The organism is Pantoea sp. S62, from assembly GCF_016658625.1.
Lineage (GTDB): Bacteria > Pseudomonadota > Gammaproteobacteria > Enterobacterales > Enterobacteriaceae > Pantoea > Pantoea vagans.
This window is the reverse complement of sequence record NZ_JACVVI010000016.1, coordinates 71652-97005: the sequence shown is the minus strand read 5'-3', so window position 1 is coordinate 97005 and position 25354 is coordinate 71652. Positions and strand designations below refer to the sequence as shown.

The window sequence follows — 25354 nt, the reverse complement described above, 5'->3', positions numbered from 1 at the left end:
TCGCAATCCTCACATACCTCGGTATGCTCCGGTTGCTGCGCGCTGGCGGTAACCAAACTGGCTGCGACGATAACGCCCTTGCTCAGGACAATTTTTGACATTCTCAATGGGCAGGTTAACTAACCTGCCCCGCTCATCAATCTTTAAATTACCAGCAGCAGAGCCAGCACCAGCACGGCACCCACACTCATTGACGCCACGTACCAGCGCAGGTAGCCATTTTCACTGACCACCAGACCTTTATTGGCAATGCGTGACAGCAGCGCAGGCAGGTTCATCAGACCATTCAGTGGGTCGCGCTTCAGCAGCCACGCAATACCCAGGTAAGGTTTGACGAACACTTTATCGTAGAGCCAGTCGAAGCCCCATGCCGCAAACCACCAGGTGCCGAAGAAGCGGCCCGGTGCACTGTTTGCGATACGGGTTACCAGCTCACGTTTGCCCAGCCACAGTGCGGCAGCGATCAGAATGCCGACAATCGCGACCACGCCCGAGGTGATTTCCAGTCCCACTTTGCCCGCTTCACCGAACTCATTGGCTGGCAGTACACCCGCCAGCGGTGGCGTAATCAGCGCACCAATAAAGGTGGAGAGCAGCAGCAGCACAATCAGCGGCAGATGATGGGTAATGCCTTTACCGGCGTGTGCATGAATTTTCTCTTCGCCATGGAACACGATGAAGATCATGCGGAAGGTATAGATGGAGGTCAGGAACGCCCCGACCAGACCCGCTACCATCAGATTAATGTGGCCGTTAGCCAGCGCACCAAACAGAATTTCATCTTTACTGTAGAAGCCCGCCGTAATCAGCGGCAGTGCCGCCAGCGCCGCGCCACCGACCAGGAAGCAGGTGTAGACCAGCGGAATGCTCTTACGCAAGCCACCCATTTTGAAGATGTTCTGCTCGTGATGGCAGGCCAGAATCACTGAACCCGAGGAGAGGAACAGTAATGCTTTAAAGAAGGCGTGCGTCATCAGATGGAAAATCGCCGCATCCCACGCCTGAACGCCCAGCGCCAGGAACATGTAGCCAATCTGGCTCATGGTAGAGTAAGCGAGAACGCGTTTGATGTCGGTCTGCACCAGCGCGGCAAAGCCCGCCAGCACCAGGGTAACCGCCCCGATGATACCAACCAGATGCAGCACTTCCGGCGTCAGCAGGAAGAGACCGTGGCTGCGGGCAATCAGGTAAACACCCGCCGTCACCATGGTCGCGGCGTGAATCAGCGCCGAAACCGGTGTCGGACCCGCCATCGCATCGGCCAGCCAGGTCTGCAATGGCAGCTGTGCCGATTTACCGACCGCGCCACCCAGCAGCATCAGCGTCGCCCACTGCAGCATATGGTTGTCTGCAGCAAAGTGCGCCGGAGCCAGTTCCATCATCTCGCGGAAGTTCAGCGTGCCCAGCTCGTTGTAGAGAATGAACAGACCGAATGCCAGAAAGACGTCGCCCACGCGGGTAATGATGAACGCTTTCATCGCCGCTTTACCGTTTTCCGGATTGCTGTAGTAGAAACCGATCAGCAGATAAGAGCAGAGCCCTACCCCTTCCCAGCCCAGATACATCAGCATCAGGTTATCGGCCAGCACCAGAACCACCATGCTGGCGATAAACAGGTTGGTGTAGGCGAAGAAGCGGGAGTAGCCCTCTTCTCCACGCATGTACCAGGAGGCGAACATATGAATGAAGAAGCCGACACCGGTTACGACCGACAGCATGGTCAGCGACAGGCCGTCCAGCGTCAGATTCACCTTCATGTCGAAATTGCCGACATGCATCCACGTCCAGAGTGCCTGGGTGTAAGCTTGCTGGCCACTGGCGAAGAAGTCGAAACCGATCATTGCCGTAGTCAGTGCTGCCAGACCCACCGATCCCATACCCACCGTGGCCGACAGGTTCTCTGACCAGCGACCGCGGGAAAACGCTAACAGCAGAAAGCCGATCAGCGGAAACAAGACAGTTAAATAGAGAAGATTCATCCGCGCATCTCGCTCACAGTATCAATGTTCAGCGTCTGACGACGACGATAGAGCTGAAGCAGCAGTGCCAGACCAATACTGGCTTCCGCTGCCGCCAGGCTGATAGCCAGGATATACATCACCTGTCCATCGGCCTGACCCCAGTAGCTCCCGGCAACCACCAGAGCTAAAGCGGCGGCGTTGATCATGATTTCAAGGCCGATGAGCATAAACAGCAGATTGCGGCGTATCACCAGCGACGTCAGTCCAAGGACAAACAGCACGGCAGCAAGAATCAATCCATGTTGTAACGGGATCATGCGTTCTCCTTTTTCACCTGAGCGGCGTCAGCATTACGGTTACTCAGGACTTCGCCCTGACGCTCTTCACGACCGATATGGAACGCCACGACCAGACCCGCCAGCAGCAGCATCGAAGCCAGTTCAACCGCCAGCACGTAAGGACCAAACAGGCTGATGCCGACCGCTTTGGCGTCGATGATGGTGCCATCAATGCCCTGGTCATTGGCTGTCAGGATGGCGTAGATCATTACCACCAGCAGCAGTAATGAAACGATGCCCGGTCCAATCCACAGCGACGGACTGAGCCACTCGCGCTCCTGCTTCTCGGTCTGTTTGCCCAGGTTCAGCATCATAACCACGAAGACGAACAGCACCATGATGGCCCCGGCGTAGACGATGATCTCCAGGGCACCGGCAAAATAGGCCCCCATCGAGAAGAAGACGCCCGCAATCGACAACAGCGAAACGATCAGGTACAGCAACGCATGTACCGGATTAGTGTGGGTAATGACGCGCAACGTCGTCAGCACCGCCACCAGTCCGCAAAGATAAAACGCAAATTCCATGCCTTGCTCCTTAAGGTAATAAGCCTTTGACGTTGATAGGCTTCGCTTCGTTTTCCGCTTCGCCCTTATCTTTACCGTCAATCGCCATACCTGCCATGCGGTAGAAGTTGTACTCCGGATATTTACCCGGCCCCGAAATCAGCAGATCGTCCTTCTCATACACCAGATCCTGACGCTTAAACTCACCCAGTTCAAAATCGGGCGTCAGCTGAATCGCCGTGGTCGGACAGGCTTCCTCACACATGCCACAGAAGATGCAGCGTGAGAAGTTGATGCGGAAGAACTCCGGGTACCAGCGGCCATCTTTGGTTTCAGCTTTCTGCAGTGAAATACAGCCAACCGGACAGGCAACCGCACACAGGTTACAGGCAACGCAACGCTCCTGGCCGTCCGGATCGCGGGTTAACACGATACGGCCACGATAGCGCGGTGGCAGATAAACCGGCTCTTCCGGGTACATCTGCGTTTCACGTTTGGCGAAGGCGTGCAGCCCGATCAGCCAGATACTGCGAACTGTCGTGCCGAAACCTACGACAATATCTTTCAAAGTCATTTGTTAACCCCTTACGGCGCTGTGTAGAGAATCACTGCGGCAGTCGCCAGCAGGTTCAACAGCGTCAACGGCAGACACACTTTCCAGCCGAATGACAACACCTGGTCGTAGCGTGGACGCGGAAGCGCAGCACGGATCAGGATGAACATCATCATAAAGAACGCCGTTTTCAGGGCGAACCAGATGAACGGCGGCAGGAAAGGTCCATGCCAGCCACCAAAGAACAGCGTTACGATCAGCGCTGAAACGGTGGTGATCGCCACATATTCGCCGACAAAGAACAGGCCGAACTTCATACCGGCATATTCAATGTGGTAGCCGTCCGCCAGTTCCTGCTCCGCTTCTGGCTGGTCAAACGGATGACGGTGACACACCGCCACGCCCGCAATACAGAAGGTCACAAAACCGAAGAACTGCGGAATGATGTTCCACAGATGTGTCTGGCTGTTGACGATATCGTTCATATTGAACGAGCCCGCCTGCGCTACCACACCCATCAGCGACAGACCCAGGAACACTTCGTAGCTCAGGGTCTGCGCCGAGGCGCGCATCGCACCTAGCAGCGAGTATTTGTTGTTACTCGACCAGCCAGCAAACAGCACCGCGTAGACCGCAAGGCCCGCCATCATCAGGAAGAACAGCAGACCGATATTCAGGTCTGTTACCATCCAGGTGGGCGAAACCGGCACGATAGCAAAGGCCAGCAGCAGTGAAACAAAGGCGATAACCGGTGCAAGGGTAAAGATAAAGCGGTCGGTAAACGGCGGGACCCAGTCCTCTTTGAAGAACATTTTGATCATGTCCGCCACCAGCTGCAGCGAGCCGCCCCAGCCTACGCGGTTTGGCCCATAACGGTTCTGGAACAGGCCGAGCAGACGACGCTCGGCGAAGCTCATGAACGCGCCGCAGGCCACCACCACCAGCAGAATCACGATGGCTTTAACAATGGCCAGCAGAATGTCGATAACGTCCGGTGTTAACCAGCTCATTGCGCCGCCTCCTGCAGAGTGTCGATTTTACCGTTCGCCAGGAATGGTGGAACGCCCGGCATACCCAGCGGCAGACCAATCTGTCCCGCCTGCAGTGACGCCGAGAAACGGACCGGCAGACGCACTGTCTCACCGGCACAGCTGAACTCCACCGCCGCGCCATTGTTGACGCCCAGTTTTGCCGCATCCTCCGGGTTAATCACCAGCGCAGGCTCAGCCATACGCTGCTGGAAGACCGGTGAACGCTGTGACATCTCTTCGCTGCCGAACAGCCGATATAAAGGTGCCACGCGCCACTGCGCATCACTGACAAAGGCTTTTGGTACAGTAGTGAACCAGGGTAACTCACCTGCGCTGGCTTCAAACAGGCGCACGCCCGGATCGCCATGACGCAGTTTGCCGCCCACTTCTGCCTGGAACTTGTTCCACGCCTGCGGTGAGTTCCAGCCTGGTGCCCAGGCAAACGGAATCTGTGAGCGCGGTGCAGAGGGCTGGTTGTTCCCTTCCATTGAGAAGGCGAACATCGTGTCCTGGTCCTGCGGCTGACGCGGTTCATGAACGCTGATATTCGCGCGCGCGGCAGTACGTCCACTGGCACGGATCGGAGAGCGTGACAGTTTCTGACCACGGATGCGGAAGCTGGCGTCCGGGGCGGCTTCTTTAATGCCCGCGAGCTGTGGCAGACGGGTGACCACCGCATCGATCACGTGATCGAGCTGGGTCCAGTCCACATGACGACTTTCCAGCGTGCTGTGCAGCGAGTGCAGCCAGCGCCAGCTCTCCAGCATCACAATGTTGTTATCGTAATAGGCAGGGTCGTAAACCTGGAAGAAGCGCTGTGCGCGGCCTTCATGGTTAATCGAGGTACCATCGCTTTCGGCGAAGCTGGCGGTTGAAAGCACCAGACCCGCTTTTTCCAGCGTTGCGGTACGCTGATGATCCACCACAATCACGTTAGTGGTCTGAGCCAGTGCCGCATCTACCAGTGCTTTCGGCGCATGGCGATAAAGGTCATTTTCCAGCACCACCAGCGCATCGGCTTCACCGTTGCTCAGCTGCTCCAGCGCCTGCTCCAGCGGATTGCCGCCAATCATGCCCAGGCCGATGCTGTTCGCGTGACCTGCCAGCAGGGTAATGCCGACATCTGCACCGCGTGCCTTCAGTGCTTTCGCCACGTTAGCCGCGGCTTCAATCACTGCGCTGCTGCCTGAGTGGGTACCGGAGATAATTAATGGCTTTTTCGCGCCAGCCAGCGCCTGAACGACAACATCCATTTTCCCGCTGAGTTTGCTGTCGAAATCGGTGACCGCAGGTGCAGACTCATCCAGTGCACTGGCGATAGCGAAGCCGAGGCGCGCCTGATCTTCAACCGGCGCACGATAGCTCCATGCCGCGATATCATCCAGACGGGTTTCATCAACGTGGGTAACAAACAGCGGATGTTTGGCGTTCTGACCGATGTTCATGATGGCGGCGATCTGCCAGTCTGCGACTTTCTGCGCAGCGGCCATATCACGCGCTTTGCCTTTCACTGCCTGACGCACCGAGAGCGCCACGCGAGCGCCCACCTGTGTCAGGTCTTCACCCAGCACCAGCACCGCGTCGTAGCTTTCAATTTCACGCAGCGATGGCGTATAGATACCGCCCTCGCGCAGGACGTTGAGCATCAGTTCAAGACGGGCCTGTTCGCCCGCTGGCATGCCGGTTGAGAAGTTCTCTGCACCCACCAGTTCACGCAGGGCGAAGTTACTTTCAATGCTGGCGCGCGGCGAGCCGATACCGATCACTTTCTTCGCCTGACGCAGCAAATCTGCACCAGCGTTAACCGCCTGCTCTGCGTTCAGCGTGACCCAGTCATTGCCGCGCAGCAGCATCGGCTGACGAGGGCGATCTTTACGGTTCACGTAGCCATAGCCAAAGCGGCCACGGTCACACAGGAAATAGTGGTTTACAGTGCCGTTATAACGGTTTTCGATACGGCGTAACTCACCATAACGTTCACCCGGGCTGGTGTTACAGCCAACGCTGCACTGCTGGCAGATGCTCGGCGCAAACTGCATATCCCATTTACGGTTATAGCGTTCGGAGTGGGTTTTGTCGGTGAAGACGCCGGTCGGGCAGATTTCAACCAGGTTGCCGGAGAATTCGCTCTCCAGCGTGCCATCTTCCGGGCGACCAAAGTAGACGTTGTCGTGCGCGCCGTAGACACCCAGATCTTTGCCATCGGCATAATCTTTGTAGTAACGCACGCAGCGGTAACAGGCGATACAGCGGTTCATCTCATGGGAGATGAACGGGCCGAGATCCTGATTACGGTGGGTACGCTTAGTGAAGCGATAGCGGCGGAAGCTATGGCCGGTCATGACTGTCATATCCTGCAGGTGACAGTTACCGCCCTCTTCACACACCGGGCAGTCGTGCGGGTGGTTGGTCATCAGCCACTCCACCACGCTTTCGCGGAACTCTTTCGCTTCGCCATCATCGATGGAGATGAATGTGCCGTCAGAGGCCGGCGTCATGCAGGACATGACAAGACGGCCGCGGGTATCTTCGGCATTCTGGAATTGCTTTACCGCACACTGGCGGCAGGCCCCAACGCTTCCCAGCGCCGGATGCCAGCAAAAGTAAGGAATATCAAGGCCCAGAGAGAGACATGCCTGTAGCAGGTTGTCCGCTCCGTTCACATCATACTCTTTACCGTCTACATGAATTGTAGCCATAGTGACATGCTTCCGTAAGGCTCGTCAGAGACGAGCGTTAATCATATTCTTGCCCCGACGCACGACATTGTCCGGGCGGCGGCACCAGGCCTGTTCCGTGTGCTGCGGCGAATTACCAGCGCGCTTTCAGCAGGTTTGGCTGGATCCCGCCAATGGCGCGGGTATTGCCAAACACCTGCGGAGCCATGCCAGCTTCAAACTCTTCACGGAAATATTTAATCGCACTCTGTAGCGGCTCAACCGCACCCGGCGCATGCGCACAGAAAGTTTTACCCGGGCCAAGCTGACGGCAAAGTTGCAGTAAGGTTTCGATGTCCCCTGGCTGACCCTGCTTCTGCTCCAGCGCACGCAGAATTTTCACGCTCCACGGCAGGCCATCACGACACGGCGTACACCAGCCGCACGACTCACGGGCAAAGAACTCTTCCAGGTTGCGCACCAGCGAGACCATATTGATTTCGTGATCGACCGCCATCGCCAGCGCGGTGCCGAGACGGCTGCCTGCTTTGCCGATGCTGGCAAACTCCATCGGCAGATCCAGATGCTGGTCGGTCAGGAAGTCGGTCCCTGCCCCACCCGGCTGCCAGGCTTTGAACTTCAGTCCGTCACGCATGCCGCCCGCATAATCTTCCAGGATTTCACGCGCGGTGATACCGAATGGCAGCTCCCAGACGCCAGGATTTTTAACCCGTCCTGAGAAGCCCATCATTTTGGTACCAGCATCTTCGCTTTTAGAGATGTTTTTGTACCACTCAACGCCGTTGGCCAGAATCGCCGGGACGTTGGAGAGGGTTTCCACGTTGTTCACGCAGGTCGGTTTGCCCCACGCGCCCGCACTTGCCGGGAATGGCGGCTTGGAACGCGGGTTAGCACGACGGCCTTCCAGTGAGTTAATCAGTGCCGTCTCTTCGCCGCAGATATAACGCCCTGCGCCGGTGTGGACGATCAGCTCAAAGTCGAAACCGGTGCCAAGAATATTTTTGCCGAGATAACCCGCTTCCGTCGCTTCAGCAATCGCACGGCGCAGATGCACCGCGGCTTCAATGTATTCGCCACGTAAGAAGATATAGCCACGGTAAGCCTTCAGTGCAAAGGCACTGATCAGCATCCCTTCCACCAGTTGATGAGGCATCTGCTCCATCAGCAGGCGGTCTTTATAGGTGCCAGGTTCCATCTCATCGGCGTTACACAGCAGGTAACGGATGTTCATCGACTCATCTTTCGGCATCAGGCTCCACTTCAGACCGGTAGAGAAGCCTGCACCGCCACGCCCTTTCAGGCCGGAATCTTTCACTGCCGCGACGATTTCATCCTGTGACATGCTTTTCAGCGCTTTTTCCGCACCGGCATAGCCGTTTTTGCTGCGGTATTCATCAAGCCAGACAGGTTGCTTGTCGTCACGCATCCGCCAGGTCAGCGGATGGGTTTCAGCAGTACGAATGATCTGTTTAATTGTCATTGATACTGCTCCAGCAAAGAAGGAATGCCTTCCGGCGTCAGATGCACATGCGTATCTTCATCCACCATCATCGTTGGGCCCTTGTCGCAGTTGCCCAGACAGCAGGTTGGCAGCAGCGTAAAGCGGCCATCAGCCGTGGTCTGACCCGGTTTGATATTGAGCTGCTGCTCCAGTGCGGACTGGATGCCCTGATAACCGGTGATGTGACAGACCACGCTGTCACAGTAACGGATCACATGACGGCCAACCGGCTGACGGAAGATCTGGCTGTAAAACGTCGCCACACCTTCAACGTCGCTTGCCGGGATACCCAGCACATCCGCGATCGCGTTGATCGCGCCGTCCGGCACCCAGCCACGCTGTTTCTGCACGATCTTCAGCGCTTCAATCGAGGCTGCACGCGCATCTTCGTAGTGGTGTTTTTCGTGCTCAATAGCGTGATGCTCTTCCGCGCTCAGCACGAAGACCTCGTTAGGGTCGATCGTTTTAATAGCAATGTGTTGATCGTGCATAATTAGCGGTCCACGTCTGACATAACAAAATCAATACTACCCAGATATACGATCAGGTCGGATACCAGGCTGCCACGGATTACGGAAGGAATCTGCTGCAGATGCGGGAAGCTCGGCGTACGCACGCGGGTGCGGTAGCTCATGGTGCTGCCATCGCTGGTCAGGTAGTAGCTGTTGATCCCTTTCGTCGCTTCAATCATCTGGAACGATTCATTGGCTGGCATCACCGGTCCCCAGGACACCTGCAGGAAGTGGGTAATCAGCGTTTCAATGTGCTGCAGCGTGCGCTCTTTCGGTGGCGGCGTGGTCAGCGGGTGATCCGCTTTAAACGGCCCCTCTGGCATATTATTGAGACACTGCTCAAGAATACGCAGCGACTGCCACATCTCTTCCATCTTCAGCTGAACGCGGCTATACGCATCGCTGACGCCGTCGCCGACCGGGATTTCGAAATCGAAGTTTTCGTAGCCTGAATAGGGACGCCATTTACGCACGTCAAAGTCGAGACCCGTTGCACGCAGACCGGCACCGGTCGTGCCCCACGCCAGCGCCTCTTCCATGTTGTACGCAGCCACGCCTTTAGAACGACCAATCAGCACGGTGTTACGCAGTGCAGCTTTGTCATATTCCTTCAGACGCTTCGGCATCCAGTCCAGGAAGTCACGCAGCAGACGTTCCCAGCCACGCGGCAGGTCGTGTGCGACGCCACCGATGCGGAACCAGGCCGGATGCATACGGAAACCGGTAATGGCTTCAACTACGTCATAGATTTTCTGGCGATCGGTAAAGGCAAAGAACACCGGTGTCATGGCACCGACGTCCTGAATAAAGGTGGAGATATAGAGCAGATGGCTGTTGATGCGGAACAGCTCAGAGAGCATGACACGGATCACGTTAACGCGATCGGGCACCACGATACCGGCCAGTTTTTCCACTGCCAGCACGTACGGCATTTCGTTTACGCAACCGCCGAGGTATTCGATACGGTCTGTGTAAGGAATGTAGCTGTGCCACGACTGACGTTCACCCATCTTTTCGGCACCACGATGGTGATAACCGATGTCAGGCACGCAGTCGACAATCTCTTCACCATCCAGCTGCAGAATGATGCGGAATGCACCGTGCGCCGACGGGTGGTTAGGCCCGAGGTTGAGGAACATGAAGTCTTCGTTGGTAGTACTGCGCTTCATGCCCCAGTCTTCGGGCTTAAAGGTCAGCGCCTCCATCTCTAAATCTTCTTTCTGCTTAGTCAGCGTGAAAGGATCGAATTCGGTGGCGCGCGCCGGGTAATCCTTACGCAGCGGATGGCCTTCCCAGGTCGACGGCATCATGATACGGGTCAGGTGCGGGTGGCCATCAAAGGTAATACCAAACATCTCCCAGGTTTCACGCTCATACCAGTTGGCATTCGGGAAAAGACGGGTGATGGTCGGCAGATGCATGTCGTTTTCAGAGAGTGCCACCTTAAGCATGATGTCGCGGTTACGCTCAATCGACAGCAGGTGGTAGAAAACGGAAAAATCCGCCGCAGGCAGGCCTGCACGGTGGGTACGCAAACGCTCATCCACGCCATGCAGGTCATACAGCATGACGTAAGGCTTGGGTAATTTACGCAGGAACTCGGTAATTTCCAGTATCTGTTCACGCTTAACCCAGACCACCGGAATGCCGGTGCGGGTTGGCTGTACAGTGAAGGCATCCGGCCCAAAACGGTTACGCAACTCGCCGATCACCGGGTCATCAAGGTGATCACGGGTTTGCCATAGAGGCTGAGCGAGATCTTGCGTGGTCAAATCTGTCATACGTTACTCACCATTCCGGCCTGGTCTCAGGCACTCAAATGAAGGCGTCAGGATGGGGCCATGCATTAAATTGTGATGTTCTGCTGCAGGCGCGGTTTTCCATCCATACGGTTTTAAACTTCGTCCGGGCTGCGCAGGTTTGTGACTGCGATGCGCTCTGAGCGTTTTCTTTCACGCTCTGAAGGCATGTTGGCGCGGTAAACGCCCTGGTCGCCAACAACCCACGAAAGCGGACGGCGCTCTTTGCCGATCGACTCCTGCAACAGCAGCAGTGCCTGCATGTAGGCTTCAGGACGTGGCGGGCAGCCAGGAATGTAAACATCGACCGGCAGGAATTTATCGACGCCCTGCACCACCGAATAGATGTCATACATGCCGCCCGAGTTGGCGCAGGCACCCATGGAAATCACCCATTTTGGTTCCAGCATTTGATCGTACAAACGCTGAATAACCGGGGCCATTTTAGTAAACGGCGTACCGGCAATAACCATGAAATCCGCCTGACGTGGCGAGGCGCGCATAACTTCCGCACCAAAACGCGCCACGTCGTGAACCGCGGTGAACGACGTTGTCATCTCTACGTAACAACAGGACAAGCCGAAGTTGTAGGGCCAGAGGGAGTTTTTACGTCCCCAGTTCACCATGTCATGCAGGGCATTTTCGAGTTTGCCCATATAAACGCTGCGATGAACGTGCTGCTCCAGCGGATCGCTGACGATTTCCTGCTTTTGCAGAGGATAACGGTCGTTCTCACCACCGTTCGGGTCTATGCGGGTGAGCGTATAGTCCATCTTATTGCCTCTCTTTTACTGCTTATGAGGATTGGTGTGGCTGACCGTAGTGGTTTTCACCACCACGCGACGACGAGCTGGCGCCCAGTCCAGTGCGCCAATGCGTACCAGATAGACCAGCCCCGCCAGGAGCACCAAAATGAAAATTGCGGCTTCCACAAAGCCGATCCAACCACTTTCGCGGATTGAAGTCGCCCATGCGTATAAAAAGAGGGCTTCGACGTCGAAAATGACGAAAAACATCGCAACCAGATAAAATTTCGCCGACAGGCGGATATGGGTATCACCAACGGATTCGATGCCCGATTCGAATGGCGTATCTTTGTAGCGGGCGCGCGCTCTGCCGCCAAGCAGCCATCCTCCGGTCAGCATGAAAGCACACAGGCCAAAGGCAATAACGATAAATACGATAAACGCCCAGTGCTGAGCGATGATTTCGGTGGTAGTTGACATACTCATTGCTTACTCATCAAAAGTGGCGCTGGCATCCTGCACGCGTTTCACGCAGCAAACTGACCACATCGATTCAAGGGAAGGGTAAAAACCTTTTAAATGTTGCTGTTATCAGGTAATAAGCAGCCATTTTATGGGGTTTTTTACTCCTTTCTATAACCTTTTGTCAACTTTGACAAAAGTATCCAAACATTATTTCACACCTGCATCATATTATTAACAAATGATGCCCCGCTTTCCAGCTAAATCGCTTCAGTCTGTAGGGTTAATTTTAGTGTAGCGGGTATTCACATGCATGGATCGTGCATTTAACAAACATATTTTGACAGGTATCATCCTGTTTTCCTTCCCCTTCTCAGGGGTATTTTCTTGATCCAGAACACACTTCTTTCCTTTGTGCGCTAATTTTCTCCACTTGAAACAGCGATCCAGAACAAATGATTCGTTTTTTCGGTCTTTACGTTTCAGTTCATTGCAGGATGAAATTATTCAGGAGGGTAACGTCAGGGAGAAGAGCTGGTGAGGAGAGTCGGGCGAGGCGCAGACACAAAAAAGCCTCTCGTTCTGTTCAGGGAATGAGAGGCCTATTTATAAGCGTTTGTTAAGGCAACTATGCCTGTGTTGAGTACAACACGTTAGCGAAATTACTCTTCGTCATCCAGCAACAGCGTACCGTCTGGATTATTGCTCAGGTTATACGGGTCGTTGGTGGACTGCATGGCGTTAAAGATAGCCAGTGCCAGCTCATTATCGCTGTCAGGATTGCGGCACAGCAGATATTGCGTATCCGGCAATACCGGCAGCCCTTCCGCCGCACCCATAACACGCAGTTCCGGGCTCATCATCTCTACCGGACGCGCTGTCACGCCCAGTCCCGCTTTCACCGCGGCGCGTACTGCAGCCAGTGTGGAAGCGACGTATGAGATACGCCACGGTATGCCAGCTTCATTGAGATGATCAATCGCCATATCGCGGTAAGGACTTGGCTCATCCAGCAGCACCAATGGAATAGCTTCGCCGCGCTGGAAGATATAATCCGCTGCGCAGTACCACAAGGTAGGTGAAGTACGCAGTACCTGATAGGTAAAGTTACCCGGGCTTGAGGTCGTCACAACCAGGTCCACTTCACCCTGATTGAGCATTTCCATCATAAACGGATTACGTTTAACCCGAACATCGATTGCCAGTTTCGGATAAACCGAGGTTACACGGTTTAACAGGAAAGGCAGAATAGTGTCAGAGGTGTCATCAGAGGCACCAATGGTCAGCACGCCCTGAATATTACTGTACATCAGCGAAGTGCAGGCTTCGTCGTTGAAACGAAGGATTTTTCTGGCATAGCCTAAAAGCTGGATCCCGTGCTCTGTTAACAGCTTATTACGTCCATGTCTGGCAAACAGCTCTTTACCTACCAATTGTTCCAGACGCTGCATCTGCTGACTGACTGCTGACTGGGTTCTGCAGACCGCTGCAGCGGCCGCTGCAAAGGTATTCAAATCCGCAACGGCAACGAAAGTTCTCAGCAGATCGAGGTCGAGATTGAGTATCGGACGATTTGCATTAGTCATGTTTTTTCTTCACTTATAAGATTTTTACGAACTACTACCCTGGTGTTATTACAAGCTTATCAAAGTGATAAGCAGTAATGGTGCTTAATGACAGTCCTGTGTGAAGACTGACACAAAAAAAATTCATCTGGAACCGGCACTGCTGACTCAATTGAAAGGGTCACGGTGCTCTCAAGACAGATACAACTTCTGAACCGATGGCGCTGGGGTGCGCAAATGCAGGAAGCTGCGTAGTTGTCTTATTCCCACCAGAAATTATCGGGCGGGATAAAAATCGCACTTTTCAGGCCAGCAAGACGAAGCGGCTATGTGCATTAAATAATAAATTATACTTAATCATTTTTGACTTCAAAATGGAAATGATTTTGTGAAAAGCGCTGTAAATTTTGTGCTAAAGGCATTTCCGGACCCTTACGCCACATTATTGATCACTTTTTAAGCCTTCAGTGTTCCGAAATTTAGTGAAGAAGTGTTAAGTACTGCTCACAATCCTGATAAAAGCGTGCCAGAAACACCTCTTCATTTGGTACTTTTCCGGCGATCACAAGGCCTTAAACAGGCCACTCTTAAGCAGTGTTAAGGCGTAGTCGTTGCACGCGTCATAAAATTGTCCACAAAGTGAACGTTTATAAAATATCCTTTAACTATTTACCTGAGTGTATATTTCAGGTGCAAAGAAAAGCGTCCTTTCCATAACGTTCATATTTCATTTCACAATACCCAAGCCATATGTTGTCTCTGCCCCGCTTTAGATAGTTTAAAATATTTCTATATGCATCATTTCTAGTTTTATCAACCACCTCGCGCCTTAGTAAATATTTTTTACGCTACTCACCGTCTAAATAGTTGTTGAACCCGCCAAAACGGGGCGGCACCCTTCATTTGTGACCGACAGGAGAGTACATTGTGCTGGTTCGATTTCAGTGGCAGCCAAAAAGGATTCTGCCCGTTAAGGCGGTAACAATGACTTTTCAAATAGATAAATCCGGAAAACTCGATAACGTCTGTTATGACATCCGTGGCCCGGTCCTGAAAGAGGCGAAGCGCCTCGAAGAAGAAGGCAATAAAGTTCTTAAGCTGAACATCGGCAATCCGGCGCCGTTTGGTTTCGAAGCACCGGATGAGATTCTGGTCGATGTGATTCGTAATCTTCCCAGTGCTCAGGGCTATTGCGACTCCAAGGGTCTCTATTCCGCCCGAAAAGCGATCATGCAGCACTATCAGGCGCGCGACATGCGTGATGTCACGGTAGAAGATATCTACATTGGCAACGGCGTTTCAGAGCTCATCGTGCAGGCGATGCAGGCGTTACTGAACAGCGGCGACGAAATGCTGGTGCCAGCGCCTGACTATCCGTTGTGGACGGCTGCGGTTTCCCTTTCCAGCGGAAAAGCGGTGCACTATCTGTGTGATGAGTCAGCAGGCTGGTTCCCTGACCTGGATGATATCCGCAGCAAGATCACCCCGCGTACCCGCGGTATCGTGATTATCAACCCGAATAACCCGACCGGCGCGGTCTACAGCAAAGAGCTGCTGTTAGAGGTGGTTGAGATTGCGCGTCAGCATAACCTGATTATTTTTGCCGATGAGATCTACGATAAGATCCTTTACGACGAGGCACAGCACCACTGCATCGCAGCCCTGGCCCCTGATCTGCTGACCGTGACCTTCAATGGCCTTTCTAAAACCTATCGTGTAGCCGGTTTCCGTCAGGGCTGGATGGTACTGAACGGGCCAAAGAAACATGCGAAAGGCTATATTGAAGGGCTGGAGATGCTCGCGTCTATGCGCCTGTGTGCCAACGTACCGGCCCAGCATGCCATTCAGACGGCGCTGGGCGGCTACCAAAGCATCAGCGAATTTATCATGCCTGGTGGTCGTCTTTATGAGCAGCGCCAGCGTGCCTGGGAATTGATCAACGATATTCCCGGCGTCAGCTGTGTGAAGCCGCAGGGCGCGCTCTACATGTTCCCGAAAATTGACGCCAAAAAATTCAATATTTTTGACGATCAAAAAATGGTGCTGGATTTTCTGCTTCAGGAGAAGGTGCTGCTGGTACAGGGTAGCGCGTTCAACTGGCCATGGCCCGATCACCTGCGCATTGTTACGCTGCCTCGTGTGGATGATCTGGAGATGGCGATTAATAAATTTGGTCGCTTCCTGCAAGGCTATCGCCAGTAATCACGCCCGCGTATACTGACGCTATTTGGGGAGAGCCTGTCTCTCCCCTGCCTGCTAACAGGAACGCTCATGACACAAAGCCACTTCTTTGCTCACCTCTCCCGTCTTAAGCTGATCAACCGCTGGCCACTGATGCGCAATGTGCGTACCGAGAATGTTTCTGAACACAGTCTGCAGGTCGCCATGGTGGCGCACGCGCTGGCCGTCATCAAAAACCTTAAATTCAGTGGTTCGCTTAACGCCGACCGCATCGCCATGCTGGCGCTTTATCATGACGCCAGCGAAGTGCTCACCGGCGATTTACCCACTCCGGTTAAGTATTACAACGCACAGATTGCCCACGAATATAAGAAAATCGAGAAGATTGCCCAGCAGAAACTGATTGAGATGCTGCCGGAAGAGTTTCAGGCGATCTATCGCCCGCTGATCGACGAGCATCTGCATAGCGAAGAGGAGCAGGCCGTGGTGAAACAGGCAGATGCGCTCTGTGCCTATGTAAAATGTCTTGAGGAGCTGTGTGCCGGCAATAACGAATTTCTGCTGGCCAAAGCGCGGCTGGAAAAGACCCTGGCACAGCGGCGTTCGCCAGAGATGGATTACTTCGTTGAGGTGTTTATTCCAAGCTTCAGCCTGTCGCTGGATGAAATTTCGCAGGATACGCCACTGTAAACCCGACGGCATGGCCGCCGGGCGGATCTTTAAGCCTGCTGGCTGAAGGTAAAGCTGCCATCAGACTCGCGGGTGATAATCAGAGACGCCAGTGAGTCGAGCTTAAGCGCCACCTCATCCAGTCGTGGCGTTTCCGCTGGGGGATTAATAGCAATCACCGCACAGCCGGCGTTCAGGCCGGACAGAATACCGGCGGGTGCATCTTCTGCTACCACGCATGACGTCGCCGCTAATCCCAGCTTCTCTGCACCAAGCAGGTAAGGATCGGGCTCAGGTTTGCCTTTAGCGACCTGCTCAGCGGTAATGAAGACGGCGGGCTTCGGTAATCCTGCGGCTTTGTGCCGGGCATGAGCAACCGGCACCGAGCCTGAAGTGACGATCGCCCAGGGAATCTGCAGCTCGTTCAGCCGGTTCAGCAGCGCATGGGCGCCTGGCAGCGCCTGCACACCGTCGGTGTCTGCCGCTTCAGCCTGCTCCAGCGCGACAAACTCCGCCTGAATAGCCTCTTCCGACTGGCCTGCCATGAAATGACGCAGAGAGGTAATCGCCTGTTTGCCATGGATGAAATCCAGGATCTCATCAGCGTCGATACCATGACGGGCACCCCACTGGCTCCAGGCTCGTTCAACCGCTGGCAGTGAGTCCACCAGCGTGCCGTCTAAATCAAATAGAAAACCTCTGTAGGTCACGCGCTCCTCCTCATCAGGCATTAATCACTTGCGCAATTTCGTTTGCACTTAAATGGTACTGGCGCGGACAAGTCTGCCACAAAGCTAACATGCGTTGATACTTTTCCCACATCGGGGTCTGCGCGTTAAAACCGTGGGTACCGGAATCAAAGTGGGTATAACGCCCTTCTGTATTGACCATAAAACGGACGTAACCCAGCAGGCGTGCTTCCGTTGCTGCATCAAAGCCCAGAAAGGCGAGACGGCGCTCTTCCAGCTGACCTTTATCCTTCAGGTTCGACCAGGAGACGTGGAGCGCATGATGCATTTCCATTATATCGATCACGGTCCGGCAGATCGCTTCACTCAGTTCGCCAAACTCTTTATCCAGCTCGCGCATCTGCAGCGCATAACCGCGTTCGATAATGGTCTGGTAACGGCGAAAACGTTCTGCATTTTCCGGCTCAAGCATGGCCATGATTTTGTACTGGTTGGTAAGAATCAGACGCTGCGCATGGGTCATTTCCATCATTCACTCCCGGTCAGAGACCGCTCACTTAATCGACAATGGAGAAATGATTGCACAGCGTTAACGACACGGAAATCACCGTATCGCCTTTCTTTGATTTGGCCGCAGGTTAGCGGTAATTATTTTACCGCCAGCCCGGGAGGAGTCAGAGATCGTCCAGGAAGGTGCGGTCGAGTTGTTTAAACGCCCGCTTAAGCAGATCGGCCAACGCCTGATAGGTCGGCTTGCCTTCAACCGGCGCTATCGCCTGCCCCGCTTCTTCCAGCCGGGCACGCACTTCATGAAACCAGTTAAGCAGCGTCGGCGGCAGCGGCGTGACTGAACGCTTGCCCAGCCACCACAATCCCTGCATCGGCAGGCTGCAGGCAAACAGCGCCGTCGCCACGGCAGGCCCCAACTGACCGCCCATCGCGATCTGCCAGGTCAGGGTAAAAATGGCCAGTGGTGGCATAAAGCGAATGGCGAAACGCGTTGCTGATGAAACGCGGTTTTCCGGGAACACCGGGGCCAGGCGCTTATCAGCAGGCCAGGTTTTCATATAGTGCTGGCCGCGCTGAAACATCCGAAACCAACTGGTACTGCCAGATTCATTCGCCATGGCTCACCTCAACTAATACTGCAAAGATTAAAAAATAGTTATAACCACACAACTTTACGTAACATCCTTCAATTATTTTTGTCTTTAAAGATGACTCCAGCTATTCTGACGCCGTTTTAACACCTTTCCGCACGCGGGATGCGCCGTTGGGAAGAGGCCTGAGCCATATTTCGACAAGGCAATCTTCAAATTTTCGCGTAAGATTGCTGAAATTTTTTGCGGAAATACAGATTTCTGTCTACCGCATGATGTTTGTCATTAATCTACCAGCTTTCATGGGCTACGCTGTTAGTCTGATTGCGTTTTATTTAGCCATTCTCAAAAAATAGGTACTTCCATGTCGAGTAAGTTAGTTCTGGTTCTGAACTGTGGCAGCTCTTCCCTGAAGTTTGCCATTCTCAACCCTGCCAGCGGTGAAGAATTCCTGTCAGGCCTTGCGGAATGTTTCCACCTTCCTGAGGCTCGTATCAAATGGAAGCTGGAAGGCGAAAAACAGGAAGCGCCTCTGGGTGCTGGCGCAGCGCATAGCGAAGCGCTGAACTTCATTGTTAAAACCATTCTGGCACAAAAACCTGAGCTTTCGGCACAAATTGCTGCAATCGGCCATCGTATCGTTCATGGCGGCGAGAAGCTGAGTCAGTCAGTCATCATTACTAAAGACGTGGTACAGGGCATCAAGGACGCCTCTTCTTTTGCACCGCTGCACAACCCGGCTCATCTGATCGGTATTGATGAAGCGATGAAAAACTTCCCGCACCTGTCAGATAAGAATGTCGCGGTATTCGACACGGCTTTCCATCAGACAATGCCGGAAGAGTCTTACCTCTATGCGCTGCCGTACAAATTATATAAAGAGCATGGCGTTCGTCGCTATGGCGCGCATGGCACCAGCCATTTCTATGTGACTCACGAAGCCGCTAAAATGCTTAACAAGCCGCTTGAGTCACTGAACATTATCACCTGTCACCTGGGTAATGGTGGTTCAGTTTCTGCTATTCGTAACGGCGAGTGCGTAGACACCTCTATGGGTCTGACTCCGCTGGAAGGTCTGGTGATGGGAACCCGCAGTGGCGACATCGATCCGGCCATCATCTTCTTCCTGCACGATACGCTGGGTATGAGCGTTGACGCCATCAATAAACTGCTGACCAAAGAGTCTGGCCTGTTAGGGCTGACCGAAGTTACCAGCGACTGCCGCTACGTAGAAGACAACTACACCACCAAAGAAGATGCGAAGCGCGCAATGGATGTCTTCTGTCATCGCCTGGCGAAATATATCGGCAGCTACACCGCGCTGATGGATGGCCGTCTTGACGCCGTCGTGTTCACTGGCGGCATCGGTGAAAACGCCGCGATGGTCCGTGAACTTTCACTGAAAAAACTGGCACTGCTGGGCTTCGACGTCGACCACGAGCGCAACCTGGCAGCCCGTTTCGGCAAATCAGGCTACATCAATAAAGAAGGCACCCGCCCGGCGCTGGTGATTCCGACCAACGAAGAGCTGGTCATCGCCCAGGACGCCGCGCGTCTGACTGCGTAAAACACTTCTCTCCGTCAGCTCAGGCTGACGGAGTTGTTTCTGACACCCTGCCATTACTGAGAGGTTCAAACGTGTCACGTACAATTATGCTCATTCCGACCGGCACCAGCGTCGGCCTGACCAGCGTCAGCCTTGGCGTTATCCGCGCCATGGAACGCAAAGGTGTTCGCCTTAGCGTCTTTAAGCCGATTGCTCAGCCACGTGCTGGCGGCGATACCCCGGATCAAACCACTACCATCATCCGTAAGAACTCCTCGATTCCTGCCGCAGAACCGCTGCAGATGTCACGTGTTGAGTCACTGCTGGGTTCCAACCAGCAGGATGTACTGATGGAAGAGATCATCTCCCGTTACCATGCCAACACCCAGGATGCGGAAGTGGTGCTGGTTGAAGGTCTGGTGCCAACCCGTAAGCATCAGTTTGCCAACGCGCTGAACTATGAAATCGCCAAAACCCTGAACGCGGAAATCGTCTTCGTGATGGCGCTGGGCAATGACTCTCCGGCGCAGCTGAAAGAGCGCATTGAGCTGACGCAAAGCAGCTTCGGCGGTCAGAAGAACAAAAACATCACTGGCGTGATCATCAACAAACTCAACGCGCCGGTCGACGATCAGGGACGTACCCGCCCTGACCTGTCAGAAATCTTTGATGATTCCTCAAAAGCCAGCATCGCCAACATTGATCCTAAGCAGCTCTTCTCAGACAGCCCGCTGCCCGTGCTGGGCTGCGTGCCGTGGAGCTTTGATCTGATTGCCACCCGCGCGATCGATATGTGCCGCCACCTGGATGCACGCATCATTAACGAAGGTGAGATTCAGACCCGCCGGGTTAAATCCGTTACCTTCTGCGCCCGCAGTATCCCGCACATGCTGGAGCATTTCCGTCCTGGCTCACTGCTGGTGACTTCGGCTGACCGTCCGGATGTGCTGGTCGCCGCCTGTCTGGCTGCGATGAACGGCATCGAGATTGGCGCAATCCTGCTGACCGGTAACTACGAGATTGACGATCGCATTGCCCGTCTCTGCGATCGTGCCTTCCAGACCGGCCTGCCGGTGTTTATGGTGAAAACCAATACCTGGCAGACCTCACTGAGCCTGCAGAGCTTTAATCTTGAAGTGCCTGCTGATGACACGCAGCGCATCGAGAAAGTGCAGGAATATGTCGCCAGCTACATTAATGCAGAGTGGATTGAGTCACTGACCGCCACATCTGAGCGCAGCCGTCGCCTGTCACCACCTGCCTTCCGCTATCAGCTTACCGAGCTGGCACGTAAAGCGGGCAAACGCGTGGTACTGCCAGAGGGCGATGAGCCGCGTACGGTTAAAGCGGCCGCTATCTGTGCCGAGCGCGGTATCGCGACCTGCGTACTGTTAGGCAACCCGGAGGAGATTCAGCGTGTCGCTGCGGCTCAGGGTGTTGAACTGGGCAAAGGCGTTGAGATTGTTGACCCGGAACAGGTTCGTGAAAACTACGTGCCGCGTCTGGTTGAGCTGCGTAAGAGCAAAGGCATGACCGAGGTGGTTGCTCAGGAGCAACTGGAAGATAACGTGGTACTCGGCACTATGATGCTGGAGAGCGGCGAAGTGGATGGCCTGGTGTCAGGTGCAGTTCACACCACGGCCAATACCATTCGTCCGCCGCTGCAGCTGATCAAAACCGCGCCTAACAGCTCACTGGTTTCCTCGGTGTTCTTTATGCTGCTGCCGGAGCAGGTGCTGGTTTACGGTGACTGCGCAATTAACCCGGATCCGACCGCGGAGCAGCTGGCTGAGATCGCTATCCAGTCAGCCGATTCTGCCAGCGCCTTTGGTATCGATCCGCGCGTTGCGATGATCTCCTACTCTACCGGCACGTCAGGTGCGGGCAGCGACGTTGAGAAAGTGCGTGAAGCAACGCGCATTGCGCAGGAGAAACGGCCAGATCTGGTGATCGATGGTCCGCTGCAGTATGACGCCGCGATCATGGAAGATGTGGCGAAATCCAAAGCGCCGAATTCTCAGGTTGCCGGCCGCGCTACTGTGTTTATCTTCCCGGATCTCAACACCGGTAACACCACCTACAAAGCGGTACAGCGTTCAGCCGATCTGATCTCCATCGGACCGATGCTGCAGGGTATGCGTAAGCCGGTCAACGACCTGTCTCGCGGTGCGCTGGTGGATGACATCGTTTATACCATCGCCCTGACGGCGATTCAGTCCCAGCAGGCTGAAGGCTAAGCGGCTGGTCATAACGAAAAAGGCATGCCCCAGAGCATGCCTTTTTTTCGCCGGTAACAAAGCGGCTCTGTCTGATGCGGATGAATAACCTGAAGTAAAATGCCTGTTTTCAGGCCCGGTTATCGCCGTTGCGGCTCATCCACAGGGAGAGCGCTTTCAGCGAATCGTCGGTGAACTCATCACAACGTGCGGTAATCTCATCGGGCGTCATCCAGATAATCTCATCGACTTCCGATTCCTGCATGGCGAATGGCCCGTGTGATACACAACTGAACAGACCGCCCCAGACACGACAGTGCTGATCTTCGAAGTAGAATTTGCCATGTTCAGCAAACGGCACCGCGGCAATCCCTAACTCCTCTTCTGCTTCACGTCGCGCAGACTCCAGCATATCTTCACCGCTCTGCACCACGCCGCCCGCGGTTGCGTCCAGTTTGCCCGGCATAAAATCTTTTATCTCGGTGCGACGCTGTACCAGAATCTTACCCATACCGTCATGAACCACAATATAGGTAGCGCGGTGACGCAGGCACTGAGCACGCATCTGCGCACGTGTCGCCTGAGCAACGACTTCATTCTCTTCGTTTACGATATCGACCCACTCGATGCCGTCACCCGCAGTTTGATCCACCATCAGTAACCCTTTCCTGTTTGGCGTACAGTTATGTACGCAGTTTGCCACGTCGTTATTTTTATGTGGCGTAAGGTAATCACTTCCGACAGCCTGAGCAAGCCCTGGCTGTTACCGATTTTTACCACTTTCTGCTAACCATAGTTGTACCGAGGCTCGCTGCCACTGAAACTCAGCATAATGCCGCAGACGGACGGGCAAAGGATCGCCATGTAACACCAGCCGGTTAAGCATTACAGCCAGATCGGTATCCGCAATGGACCACTCACCAAACAGGTTCTGTTGCCCCTCAGGCAGCAGACGATCGACAGCGGTAACCAGTTTATCCACCGCCTGCTGCGCTGACGCAGTCAGTGGCGCAAAACGTTCACCGGCAAACAGCACTTCTGTGGGACGCTCCTGACGGATCCACAGGAAGTCACTGCGCAGCCAGGCCTGAATCTCACGGGCACGGGCGCGCTTTTCCCGGTCGCGCGGATAGAGGCGCTCAAATTCGGGTGCCGGAAAACGCTCTTCGAGATATTCGGTAATCGCCGAGGATTCGCTTAACAGGAAGTCATCAATCTGGAGAGTCGGCACGCGGCAGGTCAGCGACAGCTCGCGGTATGCTGCGGCGTATTGCTGATTCTGCGACAAATCGACACGTTTCAGCTGGAAAGGGATCCCTTTTTCGGTAAGAGCAACATAGGCAGACATAGCGTAAGGACTGAAAAATGATGAATCTGACCACAGGGTGATGGACGGATAATTCATCGGTTACCTCAATTGGCTGTCAGGGTTGCATCATGTTTACCGATTTTTTTTTGCGAAGGCAACGCTGAGCTGCTCCGATCTCTGCCACCGGAAGCAGAAAGCGCGACGCGACTCACTCTGGAATGGCTCGACTCTTCTATGCTGAAAAGTGCAAATAACAAAAACATCAAGGGAGCCGCAACATGCACATTCTAATTACCGGTGGCACGGGACTGATTGGCCGTCACCTGATCCCGCGCCTGCAGCAGCTGGGGCATCAGATTAGCGTGGTGACACGTGATGTGGTCAGCGCGCGTGAAAAACTGGGCGAGAACGTCGCACTCTGGTCAGGTTTGGCGCAACAGTCGAATCTGGATAACATCGATGCGGTGATTAATCTGGCGGGAGAACCTATCGCCGACAAGCGCTGGACGGAGCCGCATAAACAGCAGCTGTGCGAAAGCCGCTGGCAGATCACTGAGCAGATCGCCTCACTGATCAACGCCAGCGCTACGCCGCCCTCAGTATTGATCTCAGGTTCGGCAACCGGCTTTTATGGCAATACCGGCGATCTGGTGCTGACTGAAGAGGATCAGGGGCAGGATGAGTTTACGCATCAGCTCTGCGCCCGCTGGGAGCAGCTGGCGCTTGCAGCAGAAAGTGAGCGCACCCGCGTCTGCCTGCTGCGGACCGGCGTGGTGCTGGCCCCCGAAGGTGGCGCACTCAGCAAAATGAAGTTGCCCTTTAAGCTCGGCATCGGCGGGCCTATCGGCAGCGGCAAGCAATATATGCCGTGGATCCACCTTGATGACATGCTTAACGCCATTATCTGGCTGCTGGATCATGATGATCTGCGTGGTCCGTTCAATATGGTCGCGCCTTACGCCGTGCGCAATGAGCAGTTTGCCGCCACGCTGGGCCAGGTTATGCACCGCCCGGCCTTTATGCGCACGCCAGCCAGCGCCATTAAACTGATGATGGGCGAATCGTCGGTGCTGGTGCTGGGAGGACAGCATGTGCTGCCAAAGCGGCTGGAAGCCTCGGGTTTCAGCTTCCGCTGGTACGATCTGCAACAGGCGTTGCAGGATGTGGTGAAGCATTAACCTGACGCCCGCGCCTGTCAGACGCGGGCGCTGGATTATTTCAGCGATCCCTTGAGGAACTGCTGTAAACGCGGGCTTTTCGGGCTGCCGAACACCTCCGAAGGTGGCCCCTGCTCTTCGATTTTACCCTGATGCAGGAAAATCACGTGATTTGAGACGTGACGGGCAAACTCCATCTCATGCGTTACCACCACCATCGTTTTGCCTTCTTCCGCCAGCTTTTGCATGATGCGCAGCACTTCACCGACCAGTTCCGGATCCAGCGCCGAGGTCGGCTCATCAAACAGCAACACCTCCGGCTCCATCGCCAGTGCGCGCGCAATCGACACACGCTGCTGCTGACCCCCGGAGAGGTGCACCGGATACTTCGCCTGCGCCCGCGCATCAATGCCCACTTTATCGAGGTAGCGGATGGCCCGCTCACGTGCCTCCGCTTTGCTCAGCCCCAGCACCTGAATCGGCGCTTCCATGACGTTTTCCAGCACCGTCATGTGGCTCCAGAGATTGAAATGCTGGAACACCATCGTCAGGCTGGTGCGCAATGCGCGCAACTGCTCTTTGTCAGCGACTTTCAGCTGACCATCTTTGTCACGGACCAGCGTGATGTGTTGGTTATTGACCACGATGGTGCCTTCACTCGGTTTTTCGAGGAAGTTGATGCAGCGTAAAAAGGTACTTTTCCCTGAACCGGACGATCCAATGATACTGATCACATCGCCCGCTTTCGCAGTTAACGAGACCCCTTTCAGCACTTCATGTTCACCGTAACGTTTATGCAATTCGGTGACGCTTAATTTATTGTCAGCCATAGTTC

The 25354-nt window shown here is 54.5% G+C and carries 23 protein-coding genes; 5 read left to right on the top strand and 18 right to left on the bottom strand.

All coding sequences use genetic code 11. The features are described 5' to 3' along the window. Positions 1 to 143: 143 nt before the first annotated feature. From nuoL to lrhA, 12 genes are all read right to left on the bottom strand, one after another. On the bottom strand, positions 144 to 1979 hold the full coding sequence (nuoL, locus tag IBT54_RS19895; RefSeq protein ID WP_201252799.1) for an NADH-quinone oxidoreductase subunit L: 1836 nt from the start codon (positions 1977 to 1979) through the stop codon (positions 144 to 146). Then, on the bottom strand, positions 1976 to 2278 hold the full coding sequence (gene nuoK, locus IBT54_RS19890; protein WP_003854236.1) for an NADH-quinone oxidoreductase subunit NuoK: 303 nt from the start codon (positions 2276 to 2278) through the stop codon (positions 1976 to 1978). Before nuoK ends, nuoL begins: the two co-directional genes overlap by 4 nt. After that, on the bottom strand, positions 2275 to 2826 hold the full coding sequence (gene nuoJ / locus IBT54_RS19885) for an NADH-quinone oxidoreductase subunit J (protein WP_003854237.1): 552 nt from the start codon (positions 2824 to 2826) through the stop codon (positions 2275 to 2277). The genes nuoK and nuoJ overlap by 4 nt, the downstream gene beginning before the upstream one ends. 10 nt (positions 2827 to 2836) lie before the next feature. Then, complete coding sequence (gene nuoI / locus IBT54_RS19880; RefSeq protein WP_201252798.1) at positions 2837 to 3379, bottom strand: NADH-quinone oxidoreductase subunit NuoI; 543 nt, start codon at positions 3377 to 3379, stop codon at positions 2837 to 2839. 11 nt (positions 3380 to 3390) lie between these two features. After that, positions 3391 to 4368, bottom strand: coding sequence for an NADH-quinone oxidoreductase subunit NuoH (nuoH, locus tag IBT54_RS19875; protein ID WP_003854240.1), 978 nt, complete (start codon positions 4366 to 4368; stop codon positions 3391 to 3393). After that, positions 4365 to 7088 carry an NADH-quinone oxidoreductase subunit NuoG gene (gene nuoG, locus IBT54_RS19870; protein ID WP_201252797.1) on the bottom strand — a complete coding sequence of 908 codons (2724 nt, stop codon included), beginning with the start codon at positions 7086 to 7088 and terminating at the stop codon, positions 4365 to 4367. The genes nuoH and nuoG overlap by 4 nt, the downstream gene beginning before the upstream one ends. Positions 7089 to 7200: 112 nt before the next feature. Next, positions 7201 to 8541 (bottom strand): NADH-quinone oxidoreductase subunit NuoF, encoded by a 1341-nt coding sequence (gene nuoF / locus IBT54_RS19865; RefSeq protein ID WP_175501446.1) that lies wholly within the window; start codon positions 8539 to 8541, stop codon positions 7201 to 7203. A gap of 2 nt (positions 8542 to 8543) precedes the next feature. Next, on the bottom strand, positions 8544 to 9059 hold the full coding sequence (gene nuoE / locus IBT54_RS19860; RefSeq protein ID WP_003854243.1) for an NADH-quinone oxidoreductase subunit NuoE: 516 nt from the start codon (positions 9057 to 9059) through the stop codon (positions 8544 to 8546). A gap of 2 nt (positions 9060 to 9061) precedes the next feature. Next, positions 9062 to 10861 carry an NADH-quinone oxidoreductase subunit C/D gene (gene nuoC / locus IBT54_RS19855; RefSeq protein WP_013358573.1) on the bottom strand — a complete coding sequence of 600 codons (1800 nt, stop codon included), beginning with the start codon at positions 10859 to 10861 and terminating at the stop codon, positions 9062 to 9064. Positions 10862 to 10974: 113 nt separating this feature from the next. Next, a complete protein-coding gene (locus IBT54_RS19850) occupies positions 10975 to 11652 on the bottom strand; it encodes an NADH-quinone oxidoreductase subunit B family protein (RefSeq protein WP_013358574.1) in 678 nt (225 codons plus the stop codon). Between the two features lie 15 nt (positions 11653 to 11667). Then, positions 11668 to 12111 carry an NADH-quinone oxidoreductase subunit A gene (locus IBT54_RS19845; RefSeq protein WP_010258058.1) on the bottom strand — a complete coding sequence of 148 codons (444 nt, stop codon included), beginning with the start codon at positions 12109 to 12111 and terminating at the stop codon, positions 11668 to 11670. A 638-nt stretch (positions 12112 to 12749) separates the two neighbouring features. Beyond that, positions 12750 to 13673, bottom strand: a complete 924-nt coding sequence (lrhA, locus tag IBT54_RS19840; protein WP_013358575.1) for a transcriptional regulator LrhA — start codon at positions 13671 to 13673, stop codon at positions 12750 to 12752. Positions 13674 to 14636: 963 nt separating this feature from the next. Between lrhA and IBT54_RS19835 the strand changes: the two genes are divergently transcribed. Together IBT54_RS19835 and yfbR are read left to right on the top strand one after the other, a co-directional pair. After that, entirely contained in the window at positions 14637 to 15854 is a 1218-nt protein-coding gene (locus tag IBT54_RS19835; protein WP_033733369.1) for a pyridoxal phosphate-dependent aminotransferase, read from the top strand. Between the two features lie 69 nt (positions 15855 to 15923). After that, the gene (yfbR, locus tag IBT54_RS19830; protein ID WP_201252796.1) at positions 15924 to 16523 is read left to right on the top strand and encodes a 5'-deoxynucleotidase; all 600 of its coding nucleotides are present in this window, start codon (positions 15924 to 15926) and stop codon (positions 16521 to 16523) included. Positions 16524 to 16552: 29 nt separating this feature from the next. On the opposite strand, the gene IBT54_RS19825 is transcribed toward yfbR, so the two are convergent. The 3 genes from IBT54_RS19825 to yfbV all read right to left on the bottom strand — a co-directional run bounded on the left by IBT54_RS19825 (position 16553) and on the right by yfbV (position 18318). Beyond that, the gene (locus tag IBT54_RS19825; protein ID WP_095707703.1) at positions 16553 to 17212 is read right to left on the bottom strand and encodes a sugar phosphatase; all 660 of its coding nucleotides are present in this window, start codon (positions 17210 to 17212) and stop codon (positions 16553 to 16555) included. Between the two features lie 13 nt (positions 17213 to 17225). Next, positions 17226 to 17720 (bottom strand): YfbU family protein, encoded by a 495-nt coding sequence (locus IBT54_RS19820; protein ID WP_033783734.1) that lies wholly within the window; start codon positions 17718 to 17720, stop codon positions 17226 to 17228. Between the two features lie 145 nt (positions 17721 to 17865). Continuing rightward, positions 17866 to 18318, bottom strand: coding sequence for a terminus macrodomain insulation protein YfbV (yfbV, locus tag IBT54_RS19815; RefSeq protein WP_013358580.1), 453 nt, complete (start codon positions 18316 to 18318; stop codon positions 17866 to 17868). 337 nt (positions 18319 to 18655) lie between these two features. Here yfbV and ackA point away from each other — a divergent pair, with 337 nt between their 5' ends. Further along, positions 18656 to 19858 (top strand): acetate kinase, encoded by a 1203-nt coding sequence (gene ackA / locus IBT54_RS19810; protein ID WP_147789457.1) that lies wholly within the window; start codon positions 18656 to 18658, stop codon positions 19856 to 19858. A gap of 86 nt (positions 19859 to 19944) precedes the next feature. Beyond that, entirely contained in the window at positions 19945 to 22074 is a 2130-nt protein-coding gene (pta, locus tag IBT54_RS19805; RefSeq protein WP_033733375.1) for a phosphate acetyltransferase, read from the top strand. 109 nt (positions 22075 to 22183) lie between these two features. Here pta and yfcD read toward each other — a convergent pair whose 3' ends face one another. Both yfcD and yfcF read right to left on the bottom strand, forming a co-directional pair. Next, a complete protein-coding gene (gene yfcD, locus IBT54_RS19800) occupies positions 22184 to 22708 on the bottom strand; it encodes an NUDIX hydrolase YfcD (RefSeq protein WP_003854255.1) in 525 nt (174 codons plus the stop codon). Between the two features lie 108 nt (positions 22709 to 22816). Next, positions 22817 to 23458 (bottom strand): glutathione transferase, encoded by a 642-nt coding sequence (yfcF, locus tag IBT54_RS19795; RefSeq protein ID WP_013358583.1) that lies wholly within the window; start codon positions 23456 to 23458, stop codon positions 22817 to 22819. Positions 23459 to 23640: 182 nt separating this feature from the next. Here yfcF and IBT54_RS19790 point away from each other — a divergent pair, with 182 nt between their 5' ends. Next, on the top strand, positions 23641 to 24540 hold the full coding sequence (locus IBT54_RS19790; RefSeq protein WP_195857821.1) for a TIGR01777 family oxidoreductase: 900 nt from the start codon (positions 23641 to 23643) through the stop codon (positions 24538 to 24540). A 35-nt stretch (positions 24541 to 24575) separates the two neighbouring features. Here IBT54_RS19790 and hisP read toward each other — a convergent pair whose 3' ends face one another. Next, positions 24576 to 25349 (bottom strand): histidine ABC transporter ATP-binding protein HisP, encoded by a 774-nt coding sequence (hisP, locus tag IBT54_RS19785; RefSeq protein WP_013358585.1) that lies wholly within the window; start codon positions 25347 to 25349, stop codon positions 24576 to 24578. Positions 25350 to 25354 lie beyond the last annotated feature (5 nt).